Origin of the sequence: Arthrobacter humicola (assembly GCF_022803015.1) — a bacterium.
Classification (GTDB): domain Bacteria; phylum Actinomycetota; class Actinomycetes; order Actinomycetales; family Micrococcaceae; genus Arthrobacter; species Arthrobacter humicola_A.
On record NZ_JAFKON010000001.1, the window covers coordinates 261,880 to 277,846 of the forward strand.

Annotated in this window: 12 protein-coding genes; 4 read left to right on the top strand and 8 right to left on the bottom strand. The window is 61.7% G+C overall.

The window, feature by feature from the left end; all coding sequences use genetic code 11:
* Nucleotides 1–100: 100 nt before the first annotated feature.
* Nucleotides 101–922, bottom strand: coding sequence for a hypothetical protein (locus tag ARTB_RS01160; protein WP_243177255.1), 822 nt, complete (start codon nt 920–922; stop codon nt 101–103).
* The gene (locus ARTB_RS01165) at nt 919–5,103 is read right to left on the bottom strand and encodes an AAA family ATPase (protein WP_243177256.1); all 4,185 of its coding nucleotides are present in this window, start codon (nt 5,101–5,103) and stop codon (nt 919–921) included. Before ARTB_RS01165 ends, ARTB_RS01160 begins: the two co-directional genes overlap by 4 nt.
* Nucleotides 5,104–5,935: 832 nt before the next feature.
* Between ARTB_RS01165 and ARTB_RS01170 the strand changes: the two genes are divergently transcribed.
* On the top strand, nt 5,936–6,127 hold the full coding sequence (locus ARTB_RS01170; protein ID WP_243177257.1) for a hypothetical protein: 192 nt from the start codon (nt 5,936–5,938) through the stop codon (nt 6,125–6,127).
* Nucleotides 6,128–6,587: 460 nt separating this feature from the next.
* Here ARTB_RS01170 and ARTB_RS01175 read toward each other — a convergent pair whose 3' ends face one another.
* Together ARTB_RS01175 and ARTB_RS01180 are read right to left on the bottom strand one after the other, a co-directional pair.
* Nucleotides 6,588–7,223 (bottom strand): hypothetical protein, encoded by a 636-nt coding sequence (locus ARTB_RS01175; RefSeq protein ID WP_243177258.1) that lies wholly within the window; start codon nt 7,221–7,223, stop codon nt 6,588–6,590.
* Nucleotides 7,224–7,465: 242 nt separating this feature from the next.
* Nucleotides 7,466–9,874, bottom strand: a complete 2,409-nt coding sequence (locus ARTB_RS01180) for an alpha/beta fold hydrolase (RefSeq protein ID WP_243177259.1) — start codon at nt 9,872–9,874, stop codon at nt 7,466–7,468.
* A 69-nt stretch (nt 9,875–9,943) separates the two neighbouring features.
* Between ARTB_RS01180 and ARTB_RS01185 the strand changes: the two genes are divergently transcribed.
* Together ARTB_RS01185 and ARTB_RS01190 are read left to right on the top strand one after the other, a co-directional pair.
* Nucleotides 9,944–10,576: a TetR/AcrR family transcriptional regulator gene (locus ARTB_RS01185; protein WP_243177260.1), complete on the top strand. Its 633-nt coding sequence runs from the start codon at nt 9,944–9,946 to the stop codon at nt 10,574–10,576.
* A 25-nt stretch (nt 10,577–10,601) separates the two neighbouring features.
* A complete protein-coding gene (locus ARTB_RS01190; protein ID WP_243177261.1) occupies nt 10,602–11,462 on the top strand; it encodes a 3-hydroxyacyl-CoA dehydrogenase in 861 nt (286 codons plus the stop codon).
* 70 nt (nt 11,463–11,532) lie between these two features.
* Here ARTB_RS01190 and ARTB_RS01195 read toward each other — a convergent pair whose 3' ends face one another.
* From ARTB_RS01195 to ARTB_RS01205, 3 genes are all read right to left on the bottom strand, one after another.
* A complete protein-coding gene (locus ARTB_RS01195) occupies nt 11,533–12,339 on the bottom strand; it encodes an SDR family NAD(P)-dependent oxidoreductase (RefSeq protein ID WP_243177262.1) in 807 nt (268 codons plus the stop codon).
* A 247-nt stretch (nt 12,340–12,586) separates the two neighbouring features.
* Nucleotides 12,587–12,967 carry a nuclear transport factor 2 family protein gene (locus ARTB_RS01200; RefSeq protein ID WP_243177263.1) on the bottom strand — a complete coding sequence of 127 codons (381 nt, stop codon included), beginning with the start codon at nt 12,965–12,967 and terminating at the stop codon, nt 12,587–12,589.
* 239 nt (nt 12,968–13,206) lie between these two features.
* Entirely contained in the window at nt 13,207–14,769 is a 1,563-nt protein-coding gene (locus ARTB_RS01205) for a phospholipase D family protein (RefSeq protein WP_243177264.1), read from the bottom strand.
* 233 nt (nt 14,770–15,002) lie between these two features.
* Between ARTB_RS01205 and ARTB_RS01210 the strand changes: the two genes are divergently transcribed.
* Entirely contained in the window at nt 15,003–15,308 is a 306-nt protein-coding gene (locus ARTB_RS01210; RefSeq protein WP_028277894.1) for a hypothetical protein, read from the top strand.
* 139 nt (nt 15,309–15,447) lie between these two features.
* Here ARTB_RS01210 and ARTB_RS01215 read toward each other — a convergent pair whose 3' ends face one another.
* A complete protein-coding gene (locus tag ARTB_RS01215) occupies nt 15,448–15,966 on the bottom strand; it encodes a DUF2087 domain-containing protein (RefSeq protein ID WP_243177265.1) in 519 nt (172 codons plus the stop codon).
* Nucleotide 15,967: the final 1 nt, after the last annotated feature.

The window sequence follows — 15,967 nt, forward strand, 5'->3', positions numbered from 1 at the left end:
ACCGGGGGCAGTCCCGAATTCCAATCTCCATCCTTAGCGAAAAGATAGATAACCGGCGGCAATGACCCGGAACTCGGTGTAGCTTTCCTTATAAGCGTACTTAGACGTAGTCCGCGAGAACACAACCCACCTCGGGCGCCTTCAGGTAGGCGGATGCCTGATGACAGTAGCGCATCTCTATATCTATCGATACGTCCCTTTCAACACCTGAGTAAACAGACATAAGCTTCCCAACGGCTGCGACGACATCACCAGGGTGATAGACGTTTAACCATCTCTTGACCCCGGCTGGTTTGGTCAGATCGGATGCCGGACCCGGAGTCAATCGAGGGATGAAAAGACCCGGGATGCCTAGGGGCGAACCAATGGTAAGAAGCAGCTCTATCTCGGACTTCGGGCTGGCGTGCAGCGCTTCGTACGCTACAACTGAGCCAAGGGAATGTGCTATCAAAACGCGCGGCCTAAGCTGCGAAATTTCGTTTATGAGCACGGCCTGAATCTTTTGTCGAAGGCTGGCCGCCCGCAAATATTGGCTCACTTGCGACGCTGCCGATCGCATCATGCCTTCAATAACCCACGGAGGAACTCTGTGCAAACGGGAAGCTATTGCATCCGCCGCCTGTCCAATCCACGCCTCGACTCGGCCTTGAGGAGTTGCATCAAGAGGCGAGCTGCGAAGCCAGCTTGCGAGCAGTTCACTTTCATCTTCAGAGAGTGGGGCGTTAAGTCCCTGGGCTGCTAACCGCTCGGAAAAGAGATGGGCGTAATAGACGACTGGAACACTCAACTCACCGTGCTCGAGTCCATGCGCTTCTAAGCCCGTCCCAATGGCTTTCGACCACTCCTGTCCTAGCGCATTGGGGGTTGAGGACTGCTGATTGATTCCGTGTATACCGAGGACCGGGCTTTTTTGGGGCGTCAACTAACTCTCAATTCCATCGTGAGCGGCCCGTTGCCGTCGAGAAGTACAACGGTATTAGCATCCATGCTTATATCCGCTGCCGCGCACGGTACGAACGTCGCAGTCTTATCGAGGATCGTGCGAAGATATTCGTCCAGCAGGGCGATTACCCCGTCGGCGAAGACGCACACAACGGATGTACCACCAAGCATTCCTATCGACACAACTCGATGCTCGGAAAAGCGTGCGCTCAGGCTCTCAGCTTCTAAATCAGAAGCGCCGATCCTGTGTATGAAACCCCCGTCATCCCCTAACCAAATGCGCGGCTTGGATTGGTCAACGTAGATACTGGTGATCTCGTTGCCGGACTCGGTCCGCCATAGCAGGCGGTTCTCCTTCGTTTCTCGGAACCAGGCCCAAAGTTCACCGCCGTCAGATGTGTAGAGACACCTGTCTTCACCCATCCACGCCAGTGGACGATTTGTCGCATCAGCAGCTTGTTCGGCCACCCAGGAAAAGCTCCCGTCGGTTTCCCAAACGCCCACCTTGGTCCGACTACCCACGACAAGCAGATCCCCACTTCCAGCGATGCCCGTGATGGCATCCCTTACGTTGAGATCAGCTGAAGGCTCCCACGCGTCACCCGAAAATCTCGATATGGTTCCCTCAACTCTGGACCACCAAATTAACCTTCCGTCGTGGTCGCCAGTTACCCAGTGGTTACCTTTAGGAGAGGCCGCTGTAAACTTCCCCCCATACCGTTGTCTGCTCCAAAAATCAGTGGGTGGCACTTTCGTGTCGGAACGATGAGCCACAGTTTTGGACGGGACAGCACAAGAATTGAACCAATATGTGGATATTTGCTGGCCGGTCCCAAGCTTGTAACAGCTTCCGCCGCGAGACCCGCCCACTACGAGGACTCTTCGCGTTCTGTCGTTCAACACCACCGATAATCCAGGTTCACCCATAGCGGCGATCAGCGTCTCTGATGATTCGCCAGGATAAAGATCAAGAAACAAACGGTTCTTATCTTCATCATGGGCCTCTATGGTTATCCCGTTGCTCTGAACTTCTAAATAGCGTACGGAGCTTACTAGGTCCATGATAGGGTCTCCCACCATAACCAAGTTATTGAGGTCCCAGCGGCGTATTGAACCATCTGCCGATCCCGAAACTAGCATTCGTTCGTCGGGCGTCAGCGCGAGGGTCGTCACCGTGCTGACGCTGCCGTTCAGCACTCCCTTTCGTTTCCAGTCGGAACGCAAATCCCAGCGTTGGATGGATCGGTCTGTTGCCGCAACGAAGACGTTCCGATTTATTTTAGATGCCGTAAGCGCAGTTAGTCCCACATCGTTAAGGAGCAGCTGTTCATGGACGAGCTCACGGGTATCAACCCTCCAAAGCCTCATCCAACCCTCGATGTCGGTGGTGACAATCAAGTGTTCTTGGTCCAGGGGAACAATGCCGGTGATTCTCTTTCGATGCAGATGGGGGAAATCCTGCACTACATTGTGGACCCAATCCCAAATCGCGAGCCGCCCATCGTATCCACCGATAGCGACGGAACCTATTGACTCGAGTACGCCCAAACTCATGATGCTACTGGGGAGTACCGGAGGCCGACCCTCCACGCTCTTATCCTCGGTTTCGACGACGAGTTGGCCGCGTATGTCTCCTGTGAATTTCAGCGTGCGGTCGCTGTTGAATGCCGTCACGCTGGCATTGGTAGAAAGCACGGTCACTGGAAACTTTTCTGTCGTTGCAGGTCGTATCGCAAGCGGTTCCATACCCCAGGCAGGCCAGTAAGCTAGCTCATCCTGAGCCAAAAACAGGTCGTCGTTCAGTTTATCTGCGGCCTCATCCGAGGCCTTGGCATTCTGTATCGCAACCAGCAGGGCCACTTCGGAAGGCGTCATCTCATCTGATAATGGAGCCCTCCGGTAGAGCTCCCAGCTTCCGTACTGACTACTGTGTCTCGGCGGTGGATAGCGTCTGGCAACGGAGGGGGTCGCCCACATCATGAATTCGGCGCTCGACCAGATGTCCGCGAGGGCCCGACTCTGATTTCCAATTCGCGTGTCGGCAAGGGCATCCACATCAGCCGCATGCTCCACTGCGTGACGGCGTAGGTACGGCTCCGCGCCGCTCCAGTCGTAGGAATGCGGCTCTGCTTGAAGCAGGACGCTCAAGGAGACCTCGCGGTGAGCTCCGCTACTCTTGAGTGCATCCGTGACTTCTTGATGAAACAGGCGGTAAAGAACACTTCCGTCTGCATCCGCGCTCGTCCTGAGATAAAACGAAAGCTCGTCACTCAGGATGTCTTTGCATCTAGCGATGGAAAGGTCGACTTGGCCCTGAGCAGAGGCAAGTCTGCGAATGATCTCCAACGGAGCCCCACTACCTTTAGCTACGGCAACGGCTGAAAGCACTGCCTGGAGTTCCTCACTGGCCGGCCGGCGTTCTATATCAAATTGCAGCAACTCGGTGATGTCTTGGGGCGCCGTAGCCGCCAGATCAAGAAGCGCCTGCGAGATTTGGGGATGACGGAAGCTCGACATAACTGATGCGATGAAAAGAGACACAGCCAGAAATGAGCCTAGCTTGGGCGCCTCTGAGGCTCCACGTGAAGGAGCAAGGCGGGCAGCTAAGGCTGTAGAAAACGTCGCGATTTGGGAAGCGCTCCACTGCACCCCGCCGGCCCACAAACGCCTCTCGGCAAATCCCTGCAGCTCGGCGCGTAGCCTGTCATCGGGCACCCTGTCGAGATCAATGACCGTATGTGGCATTGTCAGTCGCTGGGCGAGACGAACGCCTCCTACCCATCGTCGAGCTCCAACAATGACAAATGCAACTGGTTTCCCGTCGCTGCGCACTGAAGTAGTCAACGGCACCAAGAGGGAGTCCACGATGTCGCTGTGGCTGGGCCGGCCGTTCGCGGACAATCCACCAATTCTCGCCTCATCTAACGCATCGATGATTAGCAGCGGTGGGACGACGAGCTGCGCAAGTTCTTGGATGAGCTCGCCTGGCCCACTGATCTGTGGCTTTAGCTGTAATTGATCCGATAGGGACTGAAGAATGTCTTGGATAGATTGTTGCCGCGCGTGAACAGCGGCAAACGATGTAACTACGCCCGGGAGGTACTCTCTTTGGTCCTCCCAGAGATGGCTAGTTGACAGATGAAGATCAGCGTGGGCGTTGCAAACGAGCTGGCCCAGAATTGCTGACTTACCGGATCCGGGTGAGCCGGTAAGAAGGAGGAGGCCGGGTCCAGTCCGCTGGCAGAAGTCGGCGATTTGCCGCAGTTCAGGGCTCCGGCCTGTGAAGGCCGCCACCAAATCACCAGAACGACTGGCTTCCTCTACCCCTGAGGCTCTAAGGCGCCAGTGTTTCTGATCGAAGGCTGTTGAATCGAGAAAGGCTACAAGCTCCCTTGGCGGTTCCTGGATACCTGGAGACAGGGGTATGTAGGCAGGATTATCAAAAAATGGAAATGACCCTGGATCATCCATTTCCACGGGGGTTACCCGGAGAATTTGCTTAGCTGAATATCCGGTAAGGTGCTTGATTTCATGGCGCAGCTCTCGAGCTAACTGCATGTAGGGAATGTGCGGCCAGCTGGACTCAATATCCAGCTCTCCCTTGGCGATGCGGGCAAGGACCCTGACAAAGGCCTCACTCAGACGACCGTTGAAAGCAGCCTGACCACTTGTGGCTGCTGCGATGACCCAACGTGAATTGGGTTCACCCTGAGCACCATGGAGTAATTGTTGCATGATCGTAGTGCCGGCAGAACAGCAGTCCAATATGAACAGGGTGGGTGTGCGTAAGTGCGCCTCTTGCTGCTGCAATAGACTGGATGGCTCCCGCGTCCACTGGTTTACAGGTTCGCTGAAGGAACCATCACTTCCCACAATCAGCAGATCATTTTTGTCGTCGAGCCCGTGCCCGATGATATAGAGGACGCGGGCTGTAGACTCATCCTCCAATGCTTCACGTATGGTGGCATTTATCGTGGCTGCCGAGGGGTTAGCAGACAAATTCACCTGGTAACCAAACGGTGCCCGCGCGAGCATCCCCGTGAGAGCGTCCGATAAACTGGTTACGAAGGGAAGCGGTCCGAACCGCTCTGGTTCCTCAGCGTTTTTATGGGCCACCTTTTGAATAGCGAGGGCCAGTACCGCCTTGTTCTTGCTCGTCATAGAACGTCCCACGAAGACGCTTTCCGCACGCCGAGGAGGTTCCTGCTTTCCATACCAGCAGACACTACATTGCAGACCCCATGGCCGCACCGCTGTCAGGAAACTTTGAGTTCGGGTGCGGAGCGAGCACAACTACTCGAAGCACTGGGGGCACCTTCAAAGGTGGCCAGAATTCGAGCAAGGAGTCCCTTGCCGGTCGTGCCGGCGGCAGTCACGGAACAGCTTGTGCACGCGCTTCAAGATCGGATTCTCAGCGGCATGGCCTGTGGCCTTCCGTCTTCTGCCCAGTCGACAAGAACGATGTTCCCGCTCCATGACCCCTCGTGAGCGGACGTGGTGCTGCGGTCGCCCCTTAGAAGCTCTTGCTAAGTCCTGATGGATTCCCGCCTCCAGGATCTTGTCGGTCAGCATCGACGGTGACAGGTCGGGCTGGAAAGTCAGCGTTGAGGCTGTCGGGGCTGAAGGGAACGAGGGCTCGTCGGCAAACGCGTACTTTGTCTGTTCGGGGCTTGCCAGCCTCGACGAAGCAGAGCCCGCCCGCCTGAATCTCATCCGTCTCCTGTCCGACTCGCCCTCGATTTACGCCGTCCGCTGGAAGGACTCGGTCTCTGGCTTTGCTAGGGAGCATTCACATTAGGGCGAAAAGGCCGGGAGAACGCGAAGGTGGTGTGGATCCTAAACATGTCCTTGGAGGTAATCGAGTCAACCAACCATCTCGGGACTGGGATCCAGGACTTTCAAGGGCTCCTCACGATCGAATCCGATCCCCGGGCGTGGGAGGCAAGGCAGCAGGGAATTGCCAGGGACTTTGGATCTCAAGCTAGGCACCACCATGCCACAGCCCCACCCCGACCAGAACGCTGTTCCGCCGGAAGGCTTCGAGCCGCCCGCCGCGCCGCCGTACCAAGGCATTCAGAAGTCAAAGGACGCAGCGCCCATAGTTGCAGCAGGACTAGGAGGGGCGGGTTTGATCGGCTTTGCCAGCAAAGTGTTTCAGGAGGAGGAAGCGACCGAAGAAAGCTGAGCGACAGCCCGCCGCGCTGCACGTGGCATCCGCGACGCATCGACGTCCAGTTCGATCTGGCCCGTCAGTTACGCAACCCAATCCGTCGCCCCGTGAGTGCGGCCCAAGGTGCTGGCCGGTCGACTTCGAAGAAAAAAGGTCAACTAGCTTGGAGCAGCGACTTCTTCGAGAGACCGAAAACGTGCAGAAACACTGGGGTCAACTATGCAGAATGGTCCAGATTGAACGGAATCTCACAGTAACCCGAAACGGCCCCGCACGCAGACGCGTGCGGGGTCGTTTTATTCAAAGGTCATTTATTGTGTGCTCATGAGGCGGATCTGCCGCGTAGTTCCTCTCGGGCGCCGCTTGGTCTTACCACCTCGCCACCGGCCTGCATGTCGGCCTCACCTGGAAGTGACCGTGATCGGGCCGCTCGCACCTGCGTGGGTACGAGCGACCGCGATCCTCGGTCCGACCGTCAGGTGTAGCTCAGGCTGACCAGCAGTGCTTTGAGTTGGGTGTATTGGTTTGTCGCCATCCAGGCTTTCGCGGCCTCCCTCTTCGGGAACCCCGGGTCGCCGAAAAGGACCCGGGTGAACAGTCCGCCGTTGGCGGTGGAGACGAGATTGCACCATGATGCGACGCCCTCGCCCTCCTTCAGAGACCGGGGATCAGTGAGCCCCATGAAGTAGGCATCGCCATCACCAGAGGATTCCACAGCGAATCCGAAGACGGGCTTCTTGCCGTCCGGCGCCGTCATTCCGGAAACTGCCTTGTGATCGAACACGTGACGCGTCACGGGACCGCCAGCACACCCTGCAGTGACGCCGTTGGCCAGGAAGAGCAGATCGTTTCCCGCACCGTCAGCAACGGTGACCTCAACGCCGGGAAGGCCGGCGGGCGGGAGCACGGTTCGCACGGTCCACGTCTCCGGATAGGCGAACGAGATGTGTCCGTCCGGGAACGTGAAGGTCTTCAGCGCGGGAGACCCGTGCTTAGCCGCTGAGGCGGGAACCTCCGACGCCGGTACCGCCTTGGCGGCAGGTGCCGCCGGTCCTGCAGTGGAAGCAGGTGGGAAAGTTAACGTCGCCGTGCGGTCTGCCATGGTACTCACGACAAGGCTCGAAGTGGCGGCGGGAGCCCCTGGCTGTGGCCCACAGCCGGCAAGGGCGAGGCCGATGGAAGAACCTGCGATGGTGACGGCAGTGAAGAGTCTGGCGCGATGTGAATGCATTGTGTAGCCCCCAATTCTTATAACGGCGGGCCGAATGTCCCGCTTGAAAGCAAAGTTTCCGGGGCGCGGCCAGTAATTACAGCCAGGGCAAGTTATTTATGCCTTCCGATCGCCCACACGCCTCAGATGGCCGCCGCCTGTCTCCCTGTCGGCACCCGTGACAGGAAGTCCTCCACCACCGCGGCGAACTCGTCGGGCCGTTCGATCTGCGGCATGTGCCCCGTCTTCGAGAATGTGTGCGACTCGGCGTGTGGCAGCGCTGCCACTGCCGCCTCGAGGTGGCTGAACGGGAGGATGTGGTCGTGGTCGCCCCAGACCACGAGCGTGGGAGTCTCCGACTGCGCCAACGCCCAGAGGAGGGCTCTCCGCCACCCTGCCCTGACGCCAAAGATGGTTCCGAGGTCGCGAGCGATGTCGAGGAGGGTTTGGCGGTGGGACGCCCGCTGCGACAAAGCGAATGCGTGGTCAACGCGGGCTTCGGTCACCAGTGCTTTGTCGTAGAAGATCGACTGGACGGTGCGGCGCGAAGCCACTGGATCCGGACGCAGCAGCAACGCCGCGAGCGGCCCGACCGCGAGCAGGCGCAATACCAGTGCAACCTCCTTGCCGAACCCGGCACTGTTCGCAAGAACCAGCGCCGAGACACGGTCCGGGTGTTCGGCAGCCAGTTTCATGGCGACGGCCCCGCCCAGCGAGTTTCCCATCACGGGGAGCGGCTCGTGCACCCCGACGGCGTCGAGGAAAGCCGGCAAGACGTCGGCCAGCTTCGCCAAAGTCGCCGGCCCGGAAGGCCGTTCCGAGTATGCAAATCCGGGCAGGTCCACGCTGTAAACGGCGTGTCGTGCCGAGAGCCGCTCGTGCTGCCCGTTCCAGTCCTCCAGGCTCTGGCCGATCCCGTGCAGGACCAGCACGGGGTCGCCGCTGCCGGTCTTCCGGTAGCGCAACCGCGTGCCTGCGACGTCGACGTATCCCGTTCCCGGGAGCGCCAGGGGATCCCGGAGCACAGATGGCGCCCCGCCGGACACCCGCACCCGTTGTCCGCGCCGACCGAAACGGACCCGGTCGGTCAACCTGCCGGCCCTCAGGAGGGCGAAGTCTCGGAAGTAGTTCTGGTGCAGCCGCCACGGTGAACCGGCACCCTGCCGGGGCAGCTGATCGGCCCCGCGGAAAATGTAGCCGGCCTTCAGGTCAATCAGGGTGGACAGCTCACCGTTGGCGACATCGGCAGGCGCCGCGGGCACCACCCAATGCAGTCCCCGCCGGTCAAGGTGCTTCAGCAGCCGGCAGACGTAGCCTGCGACCAGATCCGCCTTCAGGGTCCACGATGCGTTGGTGTACCCGATGGTGAGCGCAAAGTTGGGCACGCCGTCGAGCATCATGCCCTTGTAGGTCAGGGTCTTGCCCACGTCCACGGGATCGCCGTCGACGGTGAGCGCCATCCCGCCAATCACCAGCAGATTCAATCCCGTCGCCGTGACGATGACGTCGGCCGGGATCGACCCGCCCGAGACCAGGTCAATCCCGTCCGGCGTGATCCGGGAGATCCTGTCGGTGACGATGTCGGCAGTGCCTGCGCTGATCGCGCGGTAGAGGTCCCCGTTGGGGATCGCGCAGACCCGCTGGTCCCACGGCTGATACGACGGCGCCAGGTGCGTGTCAACCGCAAAGCCCTGCGGCAGCTTGGCGACCGCAGATTTGCGCAGGATCGCTTTCATGGTCTCCGGCCGCCGTCGGCTGAGCTGGTACGTGAACATCGAAAAGAGAATGTTCTTGACCCGGACGACGTCGTACGCCAGTTGCGCGGGCAGCTTGCCCCGGAGGCGGTCGGCCAGGTGGTCGCGGGACGGCACGGGGGCGATGTACGTGGGGGAGCGCTGCAGCATCGTCACCTTCGCGGCCGCCTTTGCCATGGACGGCACAAGTGTCACCGCGGTGGCCCCGCTGCCGATGATCACCACCTGCTTGCCCTCGTAATCGAGGTCGGCCGGCCAGTGCTGCGGGTGGACGATCGATCCGGTGAAGGTGTCGGCGCCGTCAATGGCAGGGGTAAACCCCTCGTCATAGCGGTAATAGCCCGAGCACACAGACAGGAAAGAGCATGTGTACGTGACCGCCTCGGCGGTGCCGGGTCCCGGGTCGCCGTGCCGGTATTCGCCCTCGGATGTGCGGACGGCCGTCACCGTCCACAGCGCGGTGTCGCTGGACCAGTCGGCAGAGACCACCCGGGTGTTCAGCCGGATCTGCGGGGACAGGCCCTCGTCCGCAATGGTCGCCTCGATGTAGTCGCGGATCGCATCGCCGTCGGCAATCGCCTTGGCACCGGCCCAGGGCCGGAAGGAATAGCCGAGGGTGTACATGTCGCTGTCGGAGCGGACGCCCGGGTATCGGAAGAGATCCCAGGTGCCGCCCACCGTGCCCCGGGACTCCAGGATCGCGAACGTCTTCCCTGGTGTTTCGCGTTTCAGCCGGCTCGCGAAACCTATGCCGCTCAGCCCGGCTCCGACAATCAACACATCCACGTGCGCGCTCATCACGCCACGCTATCGACTTAAAGTCGAGAGAGTCAACACCGTGTTGATACCTCGCGTTAGGATGGGCGCATGGCTCCACGTGGAAGACGTACAGCACGGGTCTCGGGGGATGAACGCCAGGACGCGATCCTCACCACCGCCGAGGCGCTCCTTGGCGAGCGGTCCTTCGACGACGTTTCGATCGAGGAGCTGGCCCGCGGCGCCGGCATCTCGCGCCCCACCTTCTACTTCTACTTCTCGTCCAAGGATGAGATGCTGCTGGCCCTTCTGGACCGGGTGATCTCCGAGGTGGAACACCGGGTCAGCGAGTTGCCGCGAAATTTCGAAAGTGACCCCGCGGGAGCCTGGACGCGCTCCATTGGCATGTTCGTTGAGGTGTTCGTGGCCCATCGCGGCGTCGCCACCGCGGCGATTGCAGCGCGGGCCCGCAACGACGAGGTGCGCGCCCTCTGGTCCAAATCGATGCAGTCCTGGGTCGATTTCTCGAGCGATGTCATCGCGTCCGAGCAAGCCCGAGGGGCTGCGCCGGACGGCATCGACGCCCATGACCTGGCCGTGAGCCTCAATCTCATGAACGAGCGGGTGATCACCGCCGTCCTCAACCGGGAGATTCCCGCGATCGCGGAGTCCCATGCCCTGGACGTGTTATCCACCATCTGGATCCGCAGTATCTACGGGTCCGTCAACCCCGGCCGTTCCTAGCGCCGGGTGGAAAGGAAGAACCCGCATGCCCCGCCAGATCAAGACCCTGACCGTGCTCGGCACCGGAGTGCTCGGTTCCCAGATCGCCTATCAGGCCGCCTTCCACGGATTCGCTGTCACCGCCTACGACGTCGACGGCGACGCCCTGGAGAAGGCCCGGGCGCGCTTCGCCCGGCTTGTCGGCATCTACCGGGCGGCCAACGTCGGCGGTGCCGGAGAGAGCAAAGCCGAGGCAGCTCTTGAAAACCTCCGCCTCACCGCCAACCTCGGGGACGCCGTCGCCGATGCAGACCTCGTGATCGAGGCCGTTCCTGAGCTGCTCGAGGTGAAGCGGGACGTCTACCGCACGCTCGCAGATCTGGCCCCCGCCAAGACCATCTTCGCCACGAACTCATCAACTTTGCTGCCCAGTGATCTTAAAGATTCCACCGGCCGCCCCGACCGCTTCCTCGCCATCCATTACGCCAACAACATCTGGGCGCAGAACATCGCCGAGGTGATGGGCACCGCCGAAACCGATCCCGCAGTCTTCGACGCCGTCGTCGACTTCGCGCGAAACAGCGGGCTGGAGCCGATCGAGATCAGGAAGGAGAAGGCCGGCTACGTGCTGAACTCCCTGCTGGTCCCGCTCCTGAACGCGGCCGCCGGCCTGCTGCTGCAAGGCGTCGCCAGCCCGGAAACGATCGACAAGACGTGGCGCATTGCCACCGGAGCGCCGAGCGGTCCGTTCCAGATCTACGACGTCGTCGGGCTGGGAACCGCCTACAACATTGCCGCCTCATCGCCAGAGCCCGGATCCCAGGTCTTCGCTCGGTACCTCAAGGACAACTACATCGACCAGGGCAAACTCGGCGTCGAGACGGGCGAGGGTTTTTACACCTACTGAGTCTTCCCATAGGCGGACGGACAGTCTAGCGAAGGGGAAGGGCTGCGCAACCGCTTTTTACGCGGACCCGTCAGCCCTTATGGTTCGCGTCCAGGACGGTGACGTTCAGGGGCATGCGCTTGGCTCGACGGAGGCGTCCGGCCAGGGCGTTGCGCACCCCGCGGGTCACCATGGTCGTCTTGGTCAGATACCGGAACTCGGCGGCGTCCGACGTTACGAGGTCCAGGAGAGGGCGAGCGGCGTCGTCAGGGGTCTGCCCCCACAGTCCGACGACGACCTGCAAGCCGCCCAGCCGATGCTCGTACCCGGGCTGGGACGTGACGTGCCCCAGCATGTCCGTCATCACCAGGCCAGGGTTCATGCCATGCACCCGGACGCCGGTGCCCTTGGTCTCCAGCCGCAACGACTCGGTGAACTGGCGGACCCAGCGCTTGCTCGACGCATACGCGTTCTGCAGCGCCACCGGCCCCTGGTCGCCTCGGCCGTAGACGTTTACGAGATCGCCGCGGCCCTGGTCGAGGAACACGGGCAACGCCACCCTCGACCCGTGGAACGTGCCGAGGATGTTCGTGCGCACCACCCGGGTGAAGTCGTCGACCGGCGTGGACGCCGTCGGCCCGAAGACACCGGAAGCTCCGGCGTTGTTGACCCAGATGCCGAGCGTCCCGCGGCTAAGGGCCTCGTCGCGCAGGGCCTCGACGTCGGCCAGTTCACCGGTGTCGCACTGACGCCCGGATGCCGCGATCCCTTCCGCGTGCAGCCGCTCGACGGCGGCCTCGACGTCGGCGTCCGACCTGGACGCCAGCACCACCGTCGCACCGTGATGCCCCAGCAACCGGGCCATGGCCAACCCCAGGCCGCGCGTCGAGCCAGTCACGACTGCCACGCGACCGCGGAGCACATCTCGTCGCGAACCCATGCTTCTCTCATACGCGCAGCGGCCGGGGAGAGCAAGAGGGCAGGCATGGTGACAGTTCCGAGGTGGTTGTCCGCCGGGTGGTTCCCCGGCGGCGCTGTTCCATCGCATCGGGGCAATTATCGAGGGTCTGTCGGGACGTCGCGGACGGATTTAGACTGAATCATTCCGCGACGCCGGCGGCGTCTGCCTCGGGCGGGGAGGAAGATCAGCGGCCGCCTTGTCGCACGTAGTCGGCGGGATCGTAGTGGATCCGGAGTGTCGAGATCTTGCCGTTGTCGAAGCGGAAGAACTCTGCGAGTCGGACAAGCCCGGCCGGCATGCGGGCGTCGTAGAGTATCGCGGAGCCATCTGCGCCGTGGACCTCTTGGATGATCTCGAGGTCCGACACTGTGGCGATGAAGCCTTTTACGCCTTGGCAGAATCCGGCGGCCCCTGTGCGCTTCCCTGCGATCGGACCTTCAAATTCGAGGTCGTCGACGAGCAAAGTGCGCAGCTCGCCGTCGGGGTCGAACGCTTCTATGCCGGCGGCCAGGATCCGGTAGTAGCGTTGGAGTACGTCTGGCGCAGCCTTGCTCAGCGGGGACATCGGCAGCTCCTCCTTAAGATTGAAAACTTCAAGCTCTGCACATCGATGAGGCGGTGAACGCGGTTCAATTTGGACCGGATCGTCGCCGGTCAGGTTATATCCGTTGAGTACAGAAGTCACGACGTCGAGGAAGGCTTTCGCCGGGGCGTGGTACTCGCCGTCGTTTCAGCGGCGTGGCGGGGCTACAGTCCCCGGAGCCGTTCAGGCGTTCTGCTGGTTCGCGGCCGTCAGCGTCTTGCCTAGAACTGGGTAGTGCCGCGCAGTCGGCGCGGGCGGCCGTCTGGGTCCATGAGAAGACGGCTCATCGGATCTGCCCAGAGGCGTTGGCGGGCCGACACCGGCTCTGGAGTGTGGTGGCGCGCGTGTCCGGCGGGGCGGGTGGAACGGCGGCCGGCTTCATGCCAGCGGTCGAGAGCGTCCGCGGTGGTGTTCCAAAGTTTGAGCCCGGCCGCCGGGTCGACGAGCTGGGGATCGTTCTGCTCCAGGCCCAGGTGTTCGGCCCAGAGTTGGAGCCGGAGCTCGTGGGCCAAAGGCCGGAAAGTGTCGCGGCTGTTGTCTGTGCCGGACGCCTCCCGGTTGTCGACAGTCGTGTCGAGTACGGCGCAGGTGAGCTCGCTGTCGTTGGTCCAGGACCGGCGGTTGAAGTTGTCTGAGCCGCAGGTGAACCAGGTGTCGTCGATGATGCAGATCTTGGCGTGGACATAGATCGGAGTTCCCGCGCGGTTCTCCAGGTCGAACACGCCGACCCTGTTGGGCGCAACCCTACGCAGCATGCTGATGGCATGCAGTTGCCCGATCCGGGCCGCCGGCCCTGCGAGAGGCCCGTCAGCGTCGGGGTAACGGGGTACGACGGCGATCACCTTCAGGTCGGGATTCCGGTCGAGGGCCTCCGCGATTCCGGCTGCGACCTCTTTCGACCACAGGTACTGGTCCTCGACGTAGATCAGCGAGCGGGCGTGGGCGAAAGCTTTCGTGTAGGCGCGGGCAATGCTGCGCTCCCCAACAGGCGCGAACGGAAACGGGGGACGCCTAACGCCGTAAGTGCGCAGCAGCTGCACGGAATGAGGACCCGCCGGTGGTGGCGGCGGAGCAGTGGCCGGGAGCGGTTCGGGGTGCCTGGGCATACGGGCCAGTCGTTGCAGCAGCATCCGGTAGGGGGTGTGACGGTCCAAGGGATGGGGGTCATTCCACCGTTCAGCGAACACTGCCAGCACATCTGCCACCACGGGGCCGCGCAGTTCGAGGGCGGCATCGTGCCATGGCGGTCGTTTACCGTACCGGGAATCCATGCTCACCGCTTGCGGGTCTCCCGCGTGGTCGGCGTCGTCCCGACGGCTGTGGGAAAGGTCGATCCCGCCAACGAACGCGACATCCAGCGACGGATTGTGACGACGGCGAATGACGAAGAGCTTCTGATGATGGGAGCCGAACACGCGTACACGCTGATCCAGCAGCACCTCTCCGCCGGCGTCGTTGACCTGACGGCTTAGGAGCTCATTGGAACGGCCGCTGATCGGGGCCGATACGCGCTCTCCATGGGATCTCCAGACAAGCCCCCGCACTTCCACTCCCTCACCGGCCAAGCCCGCGAGCACCTCGCCGATCGACGGTCCGTCCGCCAGCAGCCGCTCGTCGGCGTCGCCACGCCAGTCGGTGAACCACACGCGGTCTCCCGCCTGGAGCGCCGTCAACTCCTCATGCAGCCGGGCGAAGTAGGTCGCACCATGAACCAGGGGCCGCACGAGATTGCCCTCCGACCACGGCGGCGATCCGGCACCGCCCGCGTGTACGTCTGTGGCCAAATTTCCCCGCTCAGCGCGGCTCAGAAACCACGTACCAGCATCACTGTCCACTCAGTCCTTCTTTCGGCGCCCGAACCCAGGGCACTAGTGTCCGGTCTTCAACGTAGCGACTGTGATGCCTAATGTCACCGACCGGGTCGTAAGCACCGGATCAAACCCGCTCTCCGGCCCTACCGGGATGACGCTGGACGGCCTATCGTGGTCCTGACATAGCCCGAGGGAAAGGAACGACGATGTTCACCCTGCAGATTAGCTATCCGGTCCGGGACTACGAGGCCTTTAAGAAGGTCTTCGACACCGATCCCGCAGGCCGAGCCGCCTCCGGCGCCCGGGCAGTCCGCTTGTTCCGGGACACAGAGGACCAGAACAGTGTGGCCGTGCTCCTTGATTTCGACACCAGGGACGCCGCGACCGGCTTTCTGGAAAAGTTGCGCAGCCAGGTGTGGGACAAACCTGAGGTGATCGGGCAGCTAATGACGGCAGCGCCGACAGCCAGGATTCTGGAAGAAGTGGCCCGCGAGGGGCAGGGCGCGGGCTGACCGCTGAGAATCCTGCTCGCCTCGCGGTGGAACAAGAAACCGCTGCATCCCGTGGGTGCCAATGTTGGCTCTCGGGCAGGTTTGGGCGCTAAAAGAGCGTCGAGTTCAAAGCCCACCTAATGCCGGCCTGGAGCCCGCGTTATGCCTGCCGGGAGTATGAGGAACCCGAGGCCGTCCGTTCCAAGAGTCCGAAGTCGATCATGTAGCGGCGCAGCATTACGACGTCATCGCTATAACTGAGCAGTCGTTCATTAACCTGCTTTTCCGTTAGGTGTTCGCCCGGCTCTATAGTTTCGCTGACGATCCACGCCAGGAGCTCCCGCCGTTCCGTCATGTTGGCTGGATACCTCTCGATCCTCCCCAAGCGCATGAAGCGGGCCAATCCGGTCTGCGGCTGCCGCCGGGGTTGCTGCCTGAGGAGGTCGCGGAAGATCGCCTCGGGTGCCTCAAGGTCACTGGCGGCATTGCGTTCCACGAGTCCTGACTCAAGGAGGGCAGCGATAGCCCGGTTTCGCCGGTGGTCATTCAGGTCAGCAAGCACGTCGGGGAGCTCGGCGCCGAGCACTATTTGCGCGTAGGCGGTCCGAGCGTCCGTGTTAGCGAGGGCTGCCACTACACGCCGCCAGTGCGGTCCACTCACCATCGTCGTTACCGTCACA